We start from the raw sequence: 17003 nt of genomic DNA on the forward strand, positions 1-17003 counted from the left end.
TAAGCTCTAAAGCATGTTTACGGCTCTCTTCAACGAAGAGATGAATATATCTACTTCTTCCGGGGTATTATAAACTCCCAAAGAAGCTCTCGCTAATGCATGGTAGCCAAAATGCTCTATCAAAGGCTCGGCACAGTGATGCCCCGTACGGATAGCTACCCCCATACGATCGAGCAACATACCTATATCATAAGGATGTTTGTCTCCGATAGCAAATGACAATACACCGGCCTTACCGGGTGCGGTACCTATAACCTTAGCTTCAGGGATCTCCAACAGCTGATCTGTAGCGTATGTAAGCAAGTCATGCTCATGCTTGATAATAACATCCAAGCCGATCTCATTCACAAATTGAAGAGCTTCGGCAAAAGCCGTAGAGCCTACAAAATCGGGAGTACCGGCTTCGAACTTATACGGAAGTTCGTTGTAAGTCGTATGCTCAAAGGTTACTTTGGAAATCATCTCGCCACCTCCTTGATAAGGCGGCATAGCGTCTAAAAGAGACCTTTTGCCATACAAAGCTCCTATGCCTGTGGGGCCATAGATTTTGTGTGCGCTGAAAGCATAAAAATCGGCATCCAGATCCTGTACATCGACAGAAGCATGAGCTATACCCTGAGCTCCGTCGATGAGTACGGGGATATTGTGTCGATGAGCCTCGGCTATGATTTCCTTGACGGGATTGATAGTACCCAACACGTTACTAACATGGGTTACCGCCACGATGCGGGTTTTCTCATTGAGCAAGGATTTGAAGTGTTCCAAATCCAGCTCTCCCCGATCATTGATTTTTATTACTTTGAGCGAAGCTCCCTTGCGCTCGCACATCATCTGCCAAGGTACAATATTGGAGTGATGCTCCATAGTGCTTATAACTACTTCGTCACCATCATGTACAAAGACCTCGCCAAAAGAGAATGCGACCAGATTGATCGACTCCGTAGTACCTCGGGTAAAAAGTAATTCCGCAGGATCAGGTGCATTGATAAAACGAGCCACAACCTTGCGGGCATTTTCATGCCTTTCTGTTGCTTCCTGACTCAAATAATGCACTCCGCGGTGTACATTGGCATTGGCTGTACGATACGACTCTTCTATCTTGGCAAGTACACGTAAAGGCTTCTGGGTAGTAGCGGCACTATCCAAATATATCAAGGGTTTATTATAAACCCGGGTATTAAGTATAGGGAATTGATCCCTGATTGTATTTATATCAAACATAATAAACAAAGATAATCATAAAACTAATTTATGAATATTATTCTTGATATGCATATCATCGCCCACATTATAATGCAATTGCAAATAACATAAAAAAAACTCCCCGCCTGAAAATGCCTCTAACAAGAGTATTTTCAAGCAGGGAGCAGAATATAGAATTGAATAGACGAGAATCAGATATAGTCAATGGACTTGAGATTCCTATCGGTATTGCACAAAGCGGCAATAAAGCCGAAGACTCCGAATATTGCTATCAATACGGACGTGAATGTAAGGTATCTTGAGTCACATCTACGACGATGGACACAGAGGAAAACAATCACCAAAAACAGATTTAATAAAAGGCTCTTGGCACTGAAATCAATAAGTCGAGGAGCAATAAAGCCGGAATTAGGGTTTTTGAAGGTCAGTCTGAAAGGAAAAATCCAGCTATGGATTTGCTCCCAAACCTTAGTTTTAGGATGGAGCTGATAATGATCGACCAAGGTAAAACTTCTGGCATCAAGGGCATAGGCTGTACGTCCGTTTTGATTATCAACCCATAGTGTCCAGTAAAGCGGATTGGCAAAAATGCTGAGTTTATCTTTATCCACATCGAAATGCTCAAGCACTTTTCTTAAGCCAAAGTTTTTGTTGAATAAGGCATAGAGAGCATTGTCTTCACTCACTACAAAACCCAGCAATGTATGATCTTTGACGGAAATCGGCATCATATACTTTACTTTGATACGCTGCGAGGCACGCGTATCATTCACAACTGCATTGCCTCGGGCTAGTTTAATCTGAAAAAGTTTGCCCTGTGAATCCAAGCTGAAATAACCATCATCAAAAGGCTTTTTGGCATAAGGAATACCTACTGCCCACTGAGCAGGATAAGAAAAGCCTTTTTGTTTCAGGGCCTGATCAAAAAGAGCACTTTTAGGTTTGTTGATTTTATTATCGGCACTCTCGATAAAAGCGAAAGTATTACGCAAGCGAAACATATCGGTAGGATCAGAAAGATTGACCTTGCCTGACTCCGATTCATACATAGGATAGAGTGCTATGCCTGCTGCATTCTTCTCCTCAGGCTTGTAACGGAAAGTAAATGTGTGCTTACCGATAAATTCCGGCGAAATAGACACACCATCCACACTATCTGGGAGGTTGCCATCCATAATAAGTTGACGGTAAAAGAGCATAGGCTGTAAAGCGTAATAACTTTTTTCGGTGTATTTATTACCATTGACATCCTTGTATTGCGTCTTACCTTTTCCCTCATTTACAGTCATCATAAACCGCTTGGCAATGGAGCTGTAATGAATCATGGGAAACCTATCATAGGAATAAGTAATAAAGCGTACAGCACTCGGTATAAGCCAAGATGCCAATAAGGCCACAAAGAGGAGATATATGATTTTGATACTATTTTTCATTTTCGTTTGTCTTTTAGTTTTTTATCTATTCAATACCGTCCACAAAATGACGCAGGGAAATCCACACAAAAGATCCGAAAAGAGGGATCAATAGCGCAATTATCCATAACGACGGATTATAAGCTGTGGGCTCGTGCGATAAGAAGAATAAAGACAAAGCTCCCAATGCAACCAGAACATTAATGATCCTTTGGCTCCATTTGGGCTCAATCATCACCCATACCATGGACAAATAAGCTACACAACTGCTTATGATAAGTGGCAAGGCAGTATAAACCCAGGCAATAATAACCTCATACGGATAAATAGTTATGCACCACAGTATAAATAAGCCGAAGGATAGTACATTGATAATAAGCACCAAGATCCCGCCAAACAATAGCATGTCAGAAATAACTTTGTTGTGGCTTAGGGGCAGATGCAAAGTTAATTTGAGACGTTTCTTACCCAACTCTGGGCCAAACTGCGCCCATGCTATAAGAATACCAACGAGTATAGGGAAGAATTTCAGGGTCATAAAAGGAACCATGTTTTTGAGAATCATCAATTGCCAGAGATAAAGATTGCCCACTTCTCTTCCGGCTATGTACATCTTGGAGCTTTCAAACACGAAAGCTGCCAACATGAAGACGAGTAAGACAAAGAAGATACGACGGGTTTTGGCCCATTCTTTATAACAAATATTTTTATTCATGATTTTTTGCGTTCTGCTGTTAGTATTTTCCTGTAAGACCAATAAAAGCATCTTCGAGGCTTAGTCTCTCTACTGTCATTTGCTGTAAGGGAGTGATACCCATACGAGAGAGCTCTACGAGCACTTCTTGCTCGGACAAGAATGAGTAAAAGGACCACTCATCACCTCTATTTTCAGTAGACTTGAAGTCTTTACTTTCTAAAATCTTGACTTCAGGATGCAACAAAACTCTGTAACGGTGAAACCCCTCGAGAATCTCTCGGGTAGGTCTGTGAAGCATGAGTTTACCATAGTCCATAATCATACAATCATCGATAAGGAACTCCATATCTTGGATGATATGAGAGGTCAGAAAAATAGTCTTATTACCGGCATGAGCCCAGTCTCTCAAATATTCCACAAACAACCTGCGATAGCCCGGGTCAAGCCCCATAGAGAAGTCATCCAGAATCAAAAGCTCAGGATCCTGAGCAAAAAGTAACCCCAAGGCAACCTGGGAGCGTTGCCCACACGACATTTTACTGATAGGTTGATTGGGCTGTACCTTGAGTTTGCTCATCAGATCATAGTAAGCCTCTGCGTTCCACTGGGGATAGAAATCTCTGTAAAAGCGCTCGATCTGTTGAATATTAAAAAACGAGTACTGTACATGTTGCTCCAACAAAAGCCCTATACTTGCTTTGGTATGAGGGTTCAATGTCTTGATGTTTTCACCCAAAAGATAACACTCTCCGCTGCGGGGTTTGAGAAAACCATTGAGGATGTTGATTATGGTAGTCTTACCTGTACCGTTCTTTCCCAGTAATCCAAGTACTTTGCCTCGCTCTACCTCGAAAGAAAGATCCTCGTAAACCAATTTGGTCCCATAATAATGTGTAATATTATGACACTGTATAACTTTGTCCATATTTAAGTGATTGTGATGTTATATTAAAATACATACCCCAGCGTAACGCCCCCTTCATGAGTATGAGAATGCACGGCAGCATAGCGAGTGAATGTATAATGAGGTGAGAGGAAAAGCCTGCCGCCCTTGAGTTGTACAAAGGAAGTTCCCTCCAAAGTAATCCCCAAAACACTTCCTTGCCACCTGTCGTATCGAAGCTCCGGGATGGAATTGGTAGACATGCTATACTCTTTGTTCCGCAGGATAATATTGGATGTGAGGGTATGCCTGTACATTCCTTTGATACCTATGCGGTGTGTCCACTTACCGGCAAAAAGAGAATATCGAGGATGAACCGTAACATGCAACCAATCGCCTCCCAACTGACGAAATGGAGCTGAATACTGTTCGTCCTGATCTTCCCATGCTACTTTGAGAGTACCCTCCCACATTCCTTGATTTGTAACGTATTCGCAAGCTGCTAAGCCTGACAACAGACTTTGCTTGTGCACGTATGGCTCTTGCGAACCGATCAAAGGGTATTTGTCTGTTGAGGGCAAGCCATACAAGTTTTCCTTCCCCGTGGTCTTGGCATATATACCCTCTACCATATAATAATGCCGAAGAGCTCCACGTCGAAAGCTTCTCCCCACGGATGCTTTCACTGTAGTACGTAATAGCTCAAACGGCTGGAGATTGCCATTCTCATCCAAACTTTTGGTAATATGTTCCTTTCCAAATGAGAAACAAGACATCCAACCGTCTGTATCCCCTGGGGTAAAAGCCACCTTAGTAGCCCATGAATAGCCTGATAGATACACATTGGCATCATCAGCTTTGTATCGCGAATGTACTAAGCCCAAACCTGTATAATGATGAACTCTGATACGAGACTTGTCACCAAAAAGCTTTATGCTACTATGTTGTTTGTATTTGCCCCCTTCCAATCCCACGGATAAGCCATAGCGGGATGTTATGCTTCGTCTCAAAGAAATGCGCGCTTTGAGATCGGAAATTATATTGAGCGGGCGAGGGTCGGTATGCCTCGAAGCCACGGCAGCTCTGTAATCTGCCTCAGCTCCTAAAGTGAATTTACCTATGTGAGTGGCATAGCCTCCGAGAAAGCTATATGTTTCTGTCTTCATATTCCCGCCTACAGAGTCAACTATGATATAAGGATATATGAGGTCATAGTCCGAGCTATTATTCCACATCACCGACTTCCTCATTTCATTGGAATAAGATGCCCTACCCCATGTGTAACTTTTATTTGACAACTTGTGATGAGCCTCTAAGTTGATGCTGAAGTCATGTCTACTTTTGCCTACAGCATAGGAATCAATGTAATCACGACTTTTGAGCCCGTAAATCTCCACCTCTCCCTTATAATAAGAGAGAGGTTTGAGGTAAATCTTATCGGAAGGCAATGTATAAGAGCTTTCCAAGGAACGAGTCTGTAGAGAAAATATACGGTAAGGCATAGCCTTATCACATTTACCACAGCAACGCCCTTTTTGCGCCCATGCAATATGGGAGCATAAGCATCCCAACAAACAACTAGCGACTATAGCTCTCCTGATGTTTTTTATCATAAATGCTTATCGTGTACCGGGCTATTTAACCATAGAAGGCTTTTTGATTTCGAAATCTTCGGTGCTGTTATTGGTGTCTTGATAGATTTTACGCCCGCCTTTCGTCTCCGCAATTTTTCTGATTACGGCCTTGTCTCTATTACGATCCTTATCGGTCTCATTGATATAGGTGTATCCTCTATCCAATGTTTTGGACATGATGTCCCAGAAGTAATTGTTTTTGATAGAATGGTTCACAGCGTCTACTACCCAATTATTAGGTATTTTGTAGCCGTCTCCTTTCATCTGTTTGACGGTTCCGGCCGAATTGACATTATAAGTATAGCTGTATTTGTAATTCTTCAAGAAATCTTCTTGAGAAACTTTCAATTTGGCCAGGACATAGCTCCTTGAACCCAAGTTGTGAGGAGTCCATACTGACTTAGAGTAAGAATATATTTTGATCAAATTCTTTACCGTAGGGATGTCTTCATCCAACTTATTATCATCATACCATTCAAAGTCAGCTTTACTGAGATCAGGATAATTGGATTGTATAGCACTGTGATTCTTGGCAATATCGGCTATTACAATTTGCTCGCCGGGCTTGATAGGATACTCCTTACCACTGCCGGGTATTTTATAGACAACACCCACAGGGACATCACTATCAAATATCGTAGGGGATAAGTCTTGGCGCCTCATCGATGACATGAATTCCGTTTCGCACAAGACCAAACTATCAGCATATAATACACGATCAGAATTATTGTAAATCACAAAGTATTTACTCTGACGGTAGTCTTTGCCATCAGGGGCCTTGCTTCCTACAACAAAAAGCTCGGAAAGAACAAAATCCGATACTTTACTAATTTCAAATTTGGCTGTCACTTGCTTTTCGCCTGACTGCACTTCCACATTTCTCAAATAGCTATACACTGATACAGCTTTATCAGCTCCTGGAAGATGGGCAGTGGCTTGCACTGTGATGTTATAGATCCCTTCCGAAACATCCAGCCTGAAAGCATTATTCTCCACCTTAGGCGTGAAGGTGTAGCTTTGAGCCTCATTGTTGACATTGACAAGCTTGACCTGAACATTCTGCAACTCTACATTTTTGAGATCTCCATCTTTTTCGATGTTAATCACAATGCCTTTTTGCGGTATGTTGGGTGCATTATCATGGCTACAAGAACTTGTACCCCATAAAATACCCATACATAAGATCATTAACTGTAAAATTGATTTTTTCATTCCTGTTATATTATTTAGATATTCACATTGATTTCCATCCCGAAGTAGGGATCAGATTGCCTACGGCTACGAAAGCCGTTTACATTGAGAGTTTTCAGATAATCAAAAAGTCTATTGACAAATAATGCGACTTTAAGATGTTTGCCAAAGCTTTTGGAGCCTTTAAAATTGAAAAATACCGATACCGGGCTTTTACGTGAAAAACGTTCATTGCCATTACTCTTATCGATGAGCCACTGTAACACAGGGTCTTGCTCCGCAGCTTTATTATAGGGATGTTCTATCCCCTTCTTATCGATATAGGATATAGGTGCTTCCGCTATCCTTTTGCTTGTAAAGGCATCATACCATGTGCCTTGCATACTCAGCATAAAGTTCATGCCCAAACGTGGCACATAGGTATCCAACATAAGATTGGTACCAAAGTAATCGGTGGTATAGCCGTCATCAAAACGATAAAGCCCTACATAAGGATACTCATTCCCATCAAGGATGATAGAAGGTTTCTTGTAAATAGGCTGTGAGTTCTCGTAATTATTATGGAAATAAGCCCCGTTGAAGGTGATACGGGTGAGCACAATAGGCAGACGGGGCGAACTGTATTGAAATTCAATCCCTCTTTTCTCCGTACGACTGCCATTGCCCCACATGGAGGTAGACTTGAGCAGAGTGTCACGGACAAAAGGTAACTTGGTGTAATCAGGAGGGACAGTAATGTGTTCGTGGTCTATACCAGAATAGTCATATCTCTTATACTCCAAAGCTCTGAAATAAGATTGGGCACGAAATCCGTTATCCAGATTCTCACGATATACAGTGAGCGATAAATTGTGACGGCGATAAGAAGCGTCTATCCTGAATTCCAGTTTATGATTGGCTGCAAATGAGAGCTTATAGTTGGCAGGATCAGTTTCATAAGAGCGGAACACAATACGTCTCAACTCCGGCTTGGGATGGTAATAATTGAGCTCGACCAAATCATCATAATAGCTTTCGGGATATAACTGTGCTATGCCCGGTGCTTTACTGAGCTTACCATAACCTGCCTCTAAAGCAAGTTGTAGTGGATAATCACAAACACTGAGATCAGGTAAAATCCATTGAATGCTAAGGCGTGGGTCGAAGGCTATTTGGTTATTCAACTTATAATGGTGGTCAATTCCCGGTATTGCAGTAACCCTTACTCCCGCAATGGCATTAAGCTGATGCTTACCCAACTGCATCTTAGTCGTAATCTCGCCAAAAACGGAAAGTTGATGAAAAGCCGGCACAGCACTGAATTTGCGATTGCGTGAGCGCATGTCACTTGGATAGGGAGGCTTAAAACGATCGAAGTTGAGACCTCGTCCAAAATTCTTATCAGTCTGCCACTCAGCACCTATTTTATATAAGGAAAGTATATTACCCCACTGTTGCCTACCATCAGCTACTACCTTCGCATTCATTGTAAAAGGCGTACCTTTCACATCAAAATATGAGATATACTCAGGGGAAATATATGAACCTATAAACTCTCCTTCTCCTTCCACATTTGGGATGGACAGAGGTCTATTCAAATATACTGTACGGCGCCGCTTCATCTTGTCATCTCCCAACGAAAGATTTACAAGGCTGTTGAGCGAACTAATCCAAGATCCTTCCTTGAAGTGTAGCAGTACACGATTGGTCCAACTGTAACGGTTACGCGAGTTTTTGAAATAGTCGTCTCTCACGGTTATTTGTTCACTATCTTTCTTATAGTCATCGAAAGACCCCGTAAAGTCAAGATTACTCTCCCAAACGACACGCACAGAACCTGCAGAGCCATTGATATGATTGCGCAGGGATATAGCTATCCTCTTGAAGTCCTCAAGTGGGTCACGAGGGTCTTTGGTACTATGGATATAAGAGACACCTGTATTGAGGCTATTGTTTCCCCATGCCCATCCTTTACCGGCATAGTAAAGTTTGGAAGTAAGGTCCGATTTGAATCGCAACTCCCATGGTTTGGCTCCTTTTTTGCGGATAATCCGTACCAATCCATCCGTAAGGTCGCCATATTCTACAGAGGGTATGCCTCGCTCTATTTTGATTTGCTCTATATCATCAGTGGTAAGTGTGCGCATATCCACCCCTTTGCCTACCGATGACTTATTATCCACAAAAGTTTCGGCAGAGGAGCGTACATCCTGCATATCGGCATTGGTGCTGATTCGTGCGCCATCTATCACAAAGGCCGTACCCAAAGCCCCTGTCTGATACTTATCTCCCGGTGTATTATTTTCTCTCAAATGGATGGTATTCACCCGATTCATTACAGGATCCACAGCCTTACCTCCGGGCAGCAGTTCCAATACATCGGTAAAACTCGAAGGCTGCAATAGACTCAGAGCTTCTTTATTGATTGTAGAAGTAGTGCGTATAGTTTTGTTTTCGGTAGCAGTAACGACCACATCGCCCAAGACAAAGGCTTGGCTACTTAAGCGTACATTCAGTGTTGTATCCGAATTGATGTAGATTTTCTTACTTTGGTTTTGGTATGATACATTGGATACTACTACAATATACCAACCTTTAGGTAATTTTGATATTACATACTCCCCTTGAGTCGAAGTTATTGTACCTGAAACCAATTTCTTTGCATCATCGAACAGACGTACAGAAGAGTACTCCACTGCCTGTCCGTTACCGGCATCTAATACCGCCCCCCTGATCGTAAATCCCTTGCCGGAGCTTTGTCCCGTAAGATTGTAACCATGACAAAGGAGCAGACTTACGAAAATAATAATCCCTCTGAAAAAGAACTTATAATAACCTCTTAGCATCTCACTGTTTTTAGTCTGTCAAAATTATAGGCTCTGTTTTTCAAAGTCAATCCCAACAAATGGTGATTCTTGCTCCGGCAAAAAAAAGCTATGAGATCCAAATAAAACATAACTACCCAAAATGATTTGAACATAGATTATGCGAACAACACGACCGCATATTTGTTATAGATATGGAGAATTCAATGAAGAGTCTCTATAAAAATTTAGATTATGGCTGATTTAAGATTTAAAGGAAAATGGAACGAGCTGAAAGGCCGCGCTAAACAAGAGTGGGCTGATCTAACGGATGATGATCTACTTTACGAAGAAGGTCAGGAAGATGAAATGTTCGGCAGAATCCAAAAGAAAACCGGTAAGACTATTGAAGACATCAAGAACTGGTTTGACAAACAGCTTGACAAAATTTAAGACACTAACCCCACACATGAAGTTGTATTAGAAATGGCAAGTTTTCTTCAGCTTAAAAAGCGGCATAGTAGAGTCAAGAATACAGTATCTTTTTTCGTCTGAGGTGATTGCCAAGAAAGAATCTTTTCATTTGTAAAACAACTCATCAAGCTCCGGGAATCAAGGTTTCCGGAGTTTTTTTGTTGAATATTAATCCTAATTGGCACGAGCAATTTCCACGGACCTCACACTTTGCAGGGAATAAATCCAAATTTTATTTTCTCAAATTCGACCCAAAAGCTTGACAACGGGGATAGCGATGTAGTATATTTGTATATAGGTATTAAACAGATTATATAAACACGAGCCGATCACTCAACAAAGAAATATAGCTCAAGATGAACAACAAACATTGTACTTCTAGAACATTGAAAGCCTATCCTTCACCTATTCCATCAATGGGTGTGGAGTACCTCTGTTTACATTTTATCCCCCAAAGGCAAGAGCTATAAAATATCAAAATGTCAGAATGTAAAATATCATAAGCCATCACCTATAAAAAGTCCGCAAATGGGATGAATCATCCCATTTGCGGACTTTTTATATAATAACTGGAAAGTCGTATTTTTTCTAACTAGGTTGCAATATTTTTCTAACTAGGTCTTCTTATTTTTCTAACTAAGAATTTTGGAGTTTGTAGTTAGAAAAATAATAAAAGCTAACTAAGAAAATAACACAGCTTAGTTAGAAAAAATACATCACAGCTATTCAAGCATTCTCCGCACAGACTCTACCCCAACCCCAAACAAACATAAAAGCATAAAAAAACCAACAAAAGACACAATTTAACGCAAAAACACACGAATACATTACATTATATCAGCCCCTGATTAAATAAAAATCTTATTACATCCGTCTTCATAACCATTAATAAAAATCCCTTATTTTCAGACATATATCTCATTATTTAAGAGTTTAAATTATATAAAAGTCAGACATAATTATATTTACATCAAGACCTTATTATAACGTGAGTTCGGTCTAAGCGTGGTGTACTTAGTGGGTTGATGGATTGTGTATGATTTCTAGGTTTAATTCCGGCTTTTGGGGTAGCAGATTGTAGGCAATTATGCCGGCAATCAAATTAATGGCGAAATTATTGACGCTTCTATGTCGTGTGTGCTCTATTTGACAAACGTTTTTGAGTAGGTCATTAACGGTTTCCACAAGGGCTCTTTTTCTGAGTAATATCCTATCATACAGGCTCATCAGTGTATTTTTCATGTTTTTCTTTATCTTCGTAATCATGTGTATGTCGTCAATGAAGAGCTTATCGAAAAGACTTTGTGAGATATATCCTCTGTCGGCAACAAGTTTGCCGAATAGTTTCTTCGTGAAGGTTCCGCCTTTAAGTGGAGCACGGTCATCCGTATTCCCCGGTGTGATTTGATATTGAATGATTTCACCCCGGTCGTTAATCACAATATACAGTTTGAAACCATAGAACCATCCCATACTGCATTTGCCCTTTTGGGCCCATCCTTTCATGGTCTTATGCCCGTGTGCCCGCTTGATATGGCAGGTGCGTAAAAGGTGTGGAATCAATGAATGAGATACCGGTGCATTCGCCCAGACAACACATATTGAGACTGTTGCAAAAGTCAACAGTCTCATGGATTTTGGAGGCAAAGCCGACAAAAGACACTTTGACCGGGCAGAGAAGGTAAAGTGCAAGGCGCTAAGAGTGAGTGCACAGGGAGTTTACTTCTGGTAAATGACCAAGCGCGAATCTCGCAAGCAACAAAGCAATCTGCCTGCTATGCAACGGTCTCATATTGAGAAATGAAATTAGTTTGAAGCCACCTTGCTTTGTAATTCTACAAAACGATTGTAAGAGATCAACGAAGGAAAATCCGAATGACATTGTTGCGTAATATATTGAAGATAAAAGGACTTAAAATCGCGATACCTCGAATGATGGAAAAGAATCAGAATGGTCATGATTTCAGCATCGGACATCCTAAACTTGCGATTTCTTCGCTTTTTGTTTCCTTCGCAAAGGGTTCTTTGCTGAATCAAGGTATCGAAAAGTTTGGAAAAATCATCGGTAAGACAGAAAATTTCAACTATATTTGTTTTCATAAAGTGGTGTTTTGTTTGTTTATATCTTATTGATTGTCAACTACTAAGGCGCAAATAATTCACCACTTTTGCAATGAAACACATAAGAAATTACACTGATTTACAGCACCTTGTAAACTCTATTATTCCTATTATCCCTTATATCGAACTCACGTTTTTTAAAAGAGGCGAAATGCCTCTTTTTTTGAGACTGTTATACTAGAATATTCCTTTTAATCTTGCCTATATCGCTGAATATCATTATATTTGAGATATAAAATAGGAATCAAAACAGTCTCTTTTCGGGCGACGAGTACTTAAATTCAAGAATTAAGATTATAATTCAAGATTTTAACAAAATATTAGATTTTTTTTATATCTTTGTCTCTCGAACAATCAAGTTATATTGTAATCTTTATTCGCAATGCTTTGTTCTGCACTTGCATGCAGGTCTTCCCATCGTAAAAATCGACATCAAAATCAACTTTCTTGTTTAGGTAATTTCATCTGATTACAGCGATTTTGTTATTCAGTCGATAAAAAATATCTTTTAAGTTTTATATTGAAGAGATTTTCTCTCTCATAATAATAGGAGATTTATATAGTGTGCAAAAACAAATGCACACCCGGTGTATCTCTTTAGTTGATAAGTGTCGGTTGCATATTTTAGGGAGCAATAAGACTGTCTTTGTATGAATTTATTTCCTTGTTTTATTGCATATTAAAAATTAAAAAGAGTTGCTTACTATAAGCAACGTGAATTATGACATTTAGAGATTTAAAGATATCGGAGCCTTTACAAAATGCTTTGAAAAATAAGAAATACGATAAGCCGACTCCCATACAGGAGAAAGCCATCCCCGAGATCCTAACCGGACGTGACCTTCTAGGTATAGCGCAGACGGGTACAGGTAAAACAGCCGCTTTTGCAATTCCCATCATTGAGCAACTTATTCATGGTGCTCAAAGTCGTCAGAGAAACATCAAAGCCCTCATACTTACACCTACCCGCGAACTTGCAATACAGATCGGTGATTGTATCAATGACTACATAAAGTATACTGATCTGAAATATACAGTAATATTCGGCGGCGTAAGCCAGGTGAGCCAAGTAAAACAAATCAAACAGGGTACTGACATTTTAGTCGCTACTCCGGGACGATTGTTGGACTTGATTACTCAAGGAGTGATAAGGCTGGATCGCATTGCGCACTTTGTGCTTGATGAGGCCGATCGCATGCTTGATATGGGCTTTATACACCAAATCAAAAGACTTTTACCCCTTTTACCCCAAAAGAAACAGACTCTTCTATTCTCTGCCACCATGCCTGTGTCTATTGAGCGTTTTTCCAAAACTATTTTGAATAGACCTGCAAGGGTAGAGGTAGCACCCGTATCATCCGTTGTAGATACCATAAGTCAAGGATTGTACTTTGTAGAAAAACCTGACAAAAGTAAACTACTTGTTGATATTTTGGGGCAGGACAAAAACAAGACCGTCCTTATCTTCTCACGTACCAAACATGGTGCAGATAAAATAGCCCGTGTCCTCAATAAGCAGGGGCTCAAATGCGAAGCAATACATGGCAATAAGAGTCAAGTGGCGCGCCAGCGCGCTCTTACCAATTTCAAATCAGGTAAGATACGTGTCATAGTAGCTACGGATATAGCTGCCAGAGGTATCGATATAGCCAATCTGGAACTTGTGATCAATTATGATTTGCCTGATGTACCTGAGACGTATGTGCACCGAATAGGGCGCACGGGGCGAGCCGGCAACACCGGATCGGCTCTCACATTCTGCTCAAGAGAGGAGAACGATATGCTCAAGAGCATCCAAAAATTAACAGGAAAAAAAATAAATACTGTAACATCAGTATCTGCATAAATAAACAACTATGGCCATATCATATAATAAAAGAGAGCAAGAGAAGAAAAGGCAGAGTAAGAGGCTCGAAAAGCAGAGGCGCAAAGAAGACCGTAAAGCCAACGCTGGAAGTGGTTCGCTGGAGGATATGATAGCTTATGTAGACGAGAATGGGGTGATTACAGATACACCTCCGGTAGAAAAGATACGGAGTGCTGAAACTAATAAATAATATCATAGGCATCACTACCCCATGTGATCTGCCACAAGATATTAGTAAATATAAATAAAATAGATAAATAAGGATTTGTTTTGTCCGGAATCGATTTTGATAGCGTTTTTGCTTATGATTTGACCTCTCTGGGAAACGGTCTTATAACAATTTAAAAAACAAAAAAAGATGAACATTTATGTGTCAAATCTAAGCTATAGCACCAATGCAGATAGCTTGCACCAATTATTTTCAGAGTATGGAGACGTTACTTCAGCTAACATTATTTCGGATCGTGAAACAGGGAGATCTCGCGGATTCGGTTTTGTAGAGATGCCTAATGATAACGAAGGCGAACACGCTATCTCAGAATTGCATGAAGCTGATTTCGAGGGTAAGACTCTCAACGTAAACATTGCACGTCCTCGTGCAGAGCGCTCAGATAGAGGTGGCTATGGTAATAACAACTATGGCAACAACCGCAGAGGCAATGGTGGTGGATATAACAAAAATCGCTACTAACAGACATCTGTTTCCCCAATAAAAATAACCGCTTATCAGGAATCTGGTGAGCGGTTTTTATTTATGCAGAGAGAGAGTCATGCGCAGCCACTCTATTCTATTGTTTCAAAAGTAGTGGTTATTGTCATTTTGATGTTATTAGGCCTGTATATCAAGCATTATGATATTGGGTCTGTATGCAAGAGGGGCTTGACAAAGGGTGGGCGATGTTGTATCTTTGCGTGACAAGAACTGTTTTAAACCCCAATTTATACTCATGGCTATGACATGCAAGACAAACGTATATTAGAAAAGAATATGAATCATGTATTGAATATAAGAGCCCTTAATATATTGATTCAACCATTCTGTAGCTTGATGTCTACACCTATTCATATATCATTCTCGATATCAACAAGAAAGGACGTGGTTTTTCTGAGTTTTGGGTCGATTAATTAGTCAAATCTGTTTTATTTGCTTATATCTTGTAAGTCAATAATTTCTTATCATCATATTCCTATAGCTGACATACTGATTTGTGGTATTTAGCAGCTTGTGTAATTCCGACATGCGATTTCCCCTTTTTATATACAAATAAATTGATTTTACAGTCAAGACAGTCTAATATTTTAGTTAGTCGTCCCTTAAAAAGCACATTTCAGCGCAATCCTCTCCATTGGGAGTGTTTCGCTGATTTTGTTTATTAGGTACAAAAGAAGCTTCATGGCTCTTTTGAAGTTATATGCCGCTGCAGCTAACATTACATTGATAGCATCCCCGAAGAGCCCTTTGTAAAAGTTACGTCCCAAGCGATAATCTGACTTCAAATGTCCGATAGTTGGTTCTATTCCTGCACGCTTGCAGAAAAGTCGATGCTTCTTTTTACGTTGATAATAACTGTCTTTTGCTTTTGGAGTGTCAGGAATCAATATTTGCGTACCGTTTATTTCTTTTTTCCCACGGTAACCTCTATCTCCGGCCAGTTTCTTAATCCTTTCTCCCGTGAGTCTCTTCACCTGATCGAGGCTTTGCTCTATGGTATGTCCGTCGTACTCATTACGGAAAGAAGAGGCTCCCAAAATCACTCCCGTCATGGAGCGTATAATCGAGACTTTGTTTCCAAACTCATATTTTTTGTGCTCCTTACCTTTACTGATGCATTGAACATCCGGTTCATGAAGAGAATAAATCTTTTGAGTGGAATTACGCCGTTGCGAAAGAATCCTTTCAAAGAGGGAAATGAGTTTGTCGTACTCCCTGTTATTACCCAGGTTTCGTTTAAGTTCCCGAACCAAACGTCCCGCTATTGTTCGTAACCGTTTATCCGCTTTAAGAGCTTTCTTACGGTTCTTGGGATGGTTGCGAAAACGTTGATCCCGATAAATTCTTTTCAATACGAAAGTATAGCTTTGACGAATGGGTAGATTGAGAGCCCTTACGATTTTGAGAACCTTGCCTACTATCTTCTTATGCAACTTGGCATCTGTAGGATAAGTCACATTCTTTTCCTGCACGGTGGAGTCTATAAAAGCGGTATCGTGGTGATCCTTCTCATTTTTGTCATCATTCACACGAATACTTTCTGCAAGAATAAGCTCTATCCCTCTTTCGCCGATACGTTTGCGGAAGTGAACCAGTTCCGAGGCATTGCAGGGAAAGGAAGGAGTAAACTCCTGCATGCCACAAAAATATTGAAAATAAGCGTTCTCACTCCATTGTTCTACAACAGATTCATCTGAAATATTACGCAAATGCTTCAGAATTAAAAGACCACACATTAAACGAATAGGCTTACCGGGACGACCATTGTCAGGGCAATACAAGGAAGAAAAATCCTCTTCGAACCTTTTCCAATCGATTTTATGGGAAAGTTTATACAGAGGATGTTGCTGGTTAAGCAAATCGTCCAGCGAAGAGAATAGAGATTGAACTGTTTGAGTAGGGCGTATCATAAAAAATCTGCAAGTTTCTACATCCAAAGATACAAAAACTTGCAGATTTATCAAAGAGTACAAGAATGTAATTCGCTGTATATCAGAAAATAAACGCGATTTTAAGGGGCGACTAG

12 protein-coding genes and 2 pseudogenes are annotated in these 17003 nt (G+C 40.3%); 4 read left to right on the top strand and 10 right to left on the bottom strand.

Going from position 1 to position 17003, the window contains the following annotated elements; translation table 11 throughout:
• Nucleotides 1-6 precede the first annotated feature (6 nt).
• The 7 genes from VYJ22_RS10705 to VYJ22_RS10735 all read right to left on the bottom strand — a co-directional run bounded on the left by VYJ22_RS10705 (nucleotide 7) and on the right by VYJ22_RS10735 (nucleotide 9845).
• Nucleotides 7-1221 carry an aminotransferase class V-fold PLP-dependent enzyme gene (locus VYJ22_RS10705; protein WP_329904050.1) on the bottom strand — a complete coding sequence of 405 codons (1215 nt, stop codon included), beginning with the start codon at nucleotides 1219-1221 and terminating at the stop codon, nucleotides 7-9.
• A 173-nt stretch (nucleotides 1222-1394) separates the two neighbouring features.
• Nucleotides 1395-2636: a DUF4857 domain-containing protein gene (locus VYJ22_RS10710; RefSeq protein ID WP_329904052.1), complete on the bottom strand. Its 1242-nt coding sequence runs from the start codon at nucleotides 2634-2636 to the stop codon at nucleotides 1395-1397.
• 25 nt (nucleotides 2637-2661) lie between these two features.
• Nucleotides 2662-3330 (bottom strand): hypothetical protein, encoded by a 669-nt coding sequence (locus tag VYJ22_RS10715; protein WP_329904053.1) that lies wholly within the window; start codon nucleotides 3328-3330, stop codon nucleotides 2662-2664.
• A gap of 19 nt (nucleotides 3331-3349) precedes the next feature.
• Nucleotides 3350-4237 carry an ABC transporter ATP-binding protein gene (locus VYJ22_RS10720; RefSeq protein WP_329904055.1) on the bottom strand — a complete coding sequence of 296 codons (888 nt, stop codon included), beginning with the start codon at nucleotides 4235-4237 and terminating at the stop codon, nucleotides 3350-3352.
• A gap of 23 nt (nucleotides 4238-4260) precedes the next feature.
• Complete coding sequence (locus VYJ22_RS10725; RefSeq protein ID WP_329904056.1) at nucleotides 4261-5808, bottom strand: DUF6850 family outer membrane beta-barrel protein; 1548 nt, start codon at nucleotides 5806-5808, stop codon at nucleotides 4261-4263.
• Between the two features lie 21 nt (nucleotides 5809-5829).
• Nucleotides 5830-7041, bottom strand: a complete 1212-nt coding sequence (locus VYJ22_RS10730) for a DUF4876 domain-containing protein (protein ID WP_329904057.1) — start codon at nucleotides 7039-7041, stop codon at nucleotides 5830-5832.
• 14 nt (nucleotides 7042-7055) lie between these two features.
• Nucleotides 7056-9845 (bottom strand): TonB-dependent receptor, encoded by a 2790-nt coding sequence (locus tag VYJ22_RS10735; RefSeq protein WP_329904058.1) that lies wholly within the window; start codon nucleotides 9843-9845, stop codon nucleotides 7056-7058.
• 213 nt (nucleotides 9846-10058) lie between these two features.
• Between VYJ22_RS10735 and VYJ22_RS10740 the strand changes: the two genes are divergently transcribed.
• Nucleotides 10059-10256, top strand: coding sequence for a CsbD family protein (locus VYJ22_RS10740; protein WP_329904059.1), 198 nt, complete (start codon nucleotides 10059-10061; stop codon nucleotides 10254-10256).
• Nucleotides 10257-11291: 1035 nt separating this feature from the next.
• Here VYJ22_RS10740 and VYJ22_RS10745 read toward each other — a convergent pair.
• Together VYJ22_RS10745 and VYJ22_RS10750 are read right to left on the bottom strand one after the other, a co-directional pair.
• Nucleotides 11292-11883: pseudogene (locus tag VYJ22_RS10745) on the bottom strand (IS982 family transposase); the annotation flags it as partial.
• 192 nt (nucleotides 11884-12075) lie between these two features.
• Nucleotides 12076-12377, bottom strand: a pseudogene (locus VYJ22_RS10750) (IS982 family transposase); the annotation flags it as partial.
• Between the two features lie 742 nt (nucleotides 12378-13119).
• Here VYJ22_RS10750 and VYJ22_RS10755 point away from each other — a divergent pair.
• From VYJ22_RS10755 to VYJ22_RS10765, 3 genes are all read left to right on the top strand, one after another.
• Nucleotides 13120-14244: a DEAD/DEAH box helicase gene (locus VYJ22_RS10755; protein WP_329904061.1), complete on the top strand. Its 1125-nt coding sequence runs from the start codon at nucleotides 13120-13122 to the stop codon at nucleotides 14242-14244.
• Nucleotides 14245-14254: 10 nt separating this feature from the next.
• The gene (locus VYJ22_RS10760) at nucleotides 14255-14455 is read left to right on the top strand and encodes a hypothetical protein (RefSeq protein WP_329904062.1); all 201 of its coding nucleotides are present in this window, start codon (nucleotides 14255-14257) and stop codon (nucleotides 14453-14455) included.
• Between the two features lie 168 nt (nucleotides 14456-14623).
• Nucleotides 14624-14956, top strand: coding sequence for an RNA recognition motif domain-containing protein (locus tag VYJ22_RS10765; protein ID WP_329904063.1), 333 nt, complete (start codon nucleotides 14624-14626; stop codon nucleotides 14954-14956).
• A 623-nt stretch (nucleotides 14957-15579) separates the two neighbouring features.
• Here VYJ22_RS10765 and VYJ22_RS10770 read toward each other — a convergent pair.
• Nucleotides 15580-16887 carry an IS5 family transposase gene (locus tag VYJ22_RS10770; protein WP_329902946.1) on the bottom strand — a complete coding sequence of 436 codons (1308 nt, stop codon included), beginning with the start codon at nucleotides 16885-16887 and terminating at the stop codon, nucleotides 15580-15582.
• Between the last annotated feature and the right edge of the window lie 116 nt (nucleotides 16888-17003).

This window comes from Porphyromonas pogonae (genome assembly GCF_036320655.1).
GTDB lineage: Bacteria > Bacteroidota > Bacteroidia > Bacteroidales > Porphyromonadaceae > Porphyromonas > Porphyromonas pogonae.

What these genes read in the sequence shown, in the direction of transcription:
- VYJ22_RS10705 (WP_329904050.1), bottom strand. Translation starts at nt 1,221, where the DNA reads ATGTTTGATATAAATACAATCAGGGATCAATTCCCTATACTTAATACC.
- VYJ22_RS10710 (WP_329904052.1), bottom strand. Translation starts at nt 2,636, where the DNA reads ATGAAAAATAGTATCAAAATCATATATCTCCTCTTTGTGGCCTTATTG.
- VYJ22_RS10715 (WP_329904053.1), bottom strand. Translation starts at nt 3,330, where the DNA reads ATGAATAAAAATATTTGTTATAAAGAATGGGCCAAAACCCGTCGTATC.
- VYJ22_RS10720 (WP_329904055.1), bottom strand. Translation starts at nt 4,237, where the DNA reads ATGGACAAAGTTATACAGTGTCATAATATTACACATTATTATGGGACC.
- VYJ22_RS10725 (WP_329904056.1), bottom strand. Translation starts at nt 5,808, where the DNA reads ATGATAAAAAACATCAGGAGAGCTATAGTCGCTAGTTGTTTGTTGGGA.
- VYJ22_RS10730 (WP_329904057.1), bottom strand. Translation starts at nt 7,041, where the DNA reads ATGAAAAAATCAATTTTACAGTTAATGATCTTATGTATGGGTATTTTA.
- VYJ22_RS10735 (WP_329904058.1), bottom strand. Translation starts at nt 9,845, where the DNA reads ATGCTAAGAGGTTATTATAAGTTCTTTTTCAGAGGGATTATTATTTTC.
- VYJ22_RS10740 (WP_329904059.1), top strand. Translation starts at nt 10,059, where the DNA reads ATGGCTGATTTAAGATTTAAAGGAAAATGGAACGAGCTGAAAGGCCGC.
- VYJ22_RS10755 (WP_329904061.1), top strand. Translation starts at nt 13,120, where the DNA reads ATGACATTTAGAGATTTAAAGATATCGGAGCCTTTACAAAATGCTTTG.
- VYJ22_RS10760 (WP_329904062.1), top strand. Translation starts at nt 14,255, where the DNA reads ATGGCCATATCATATAATAAAAGAGAGCAAGAGAAGAAAAGGCAGAGT.
- VYJ22_RS10765 (WP_329904063.1), top strand. Translation starts at nt 14,624, where the DNA reads ATGAACATTTATGTGTCAAATCTAAGCTATAGCACCAATGCAGATAGC.
- VYJ22_RS10770 (WP_329902946.1), bottom strand. Translation starts at nt 16,887, where the DNA reads ATGATACGCCCTACTCAAACAGTTCAATCTCTATTCTCTTCGCTGGAC.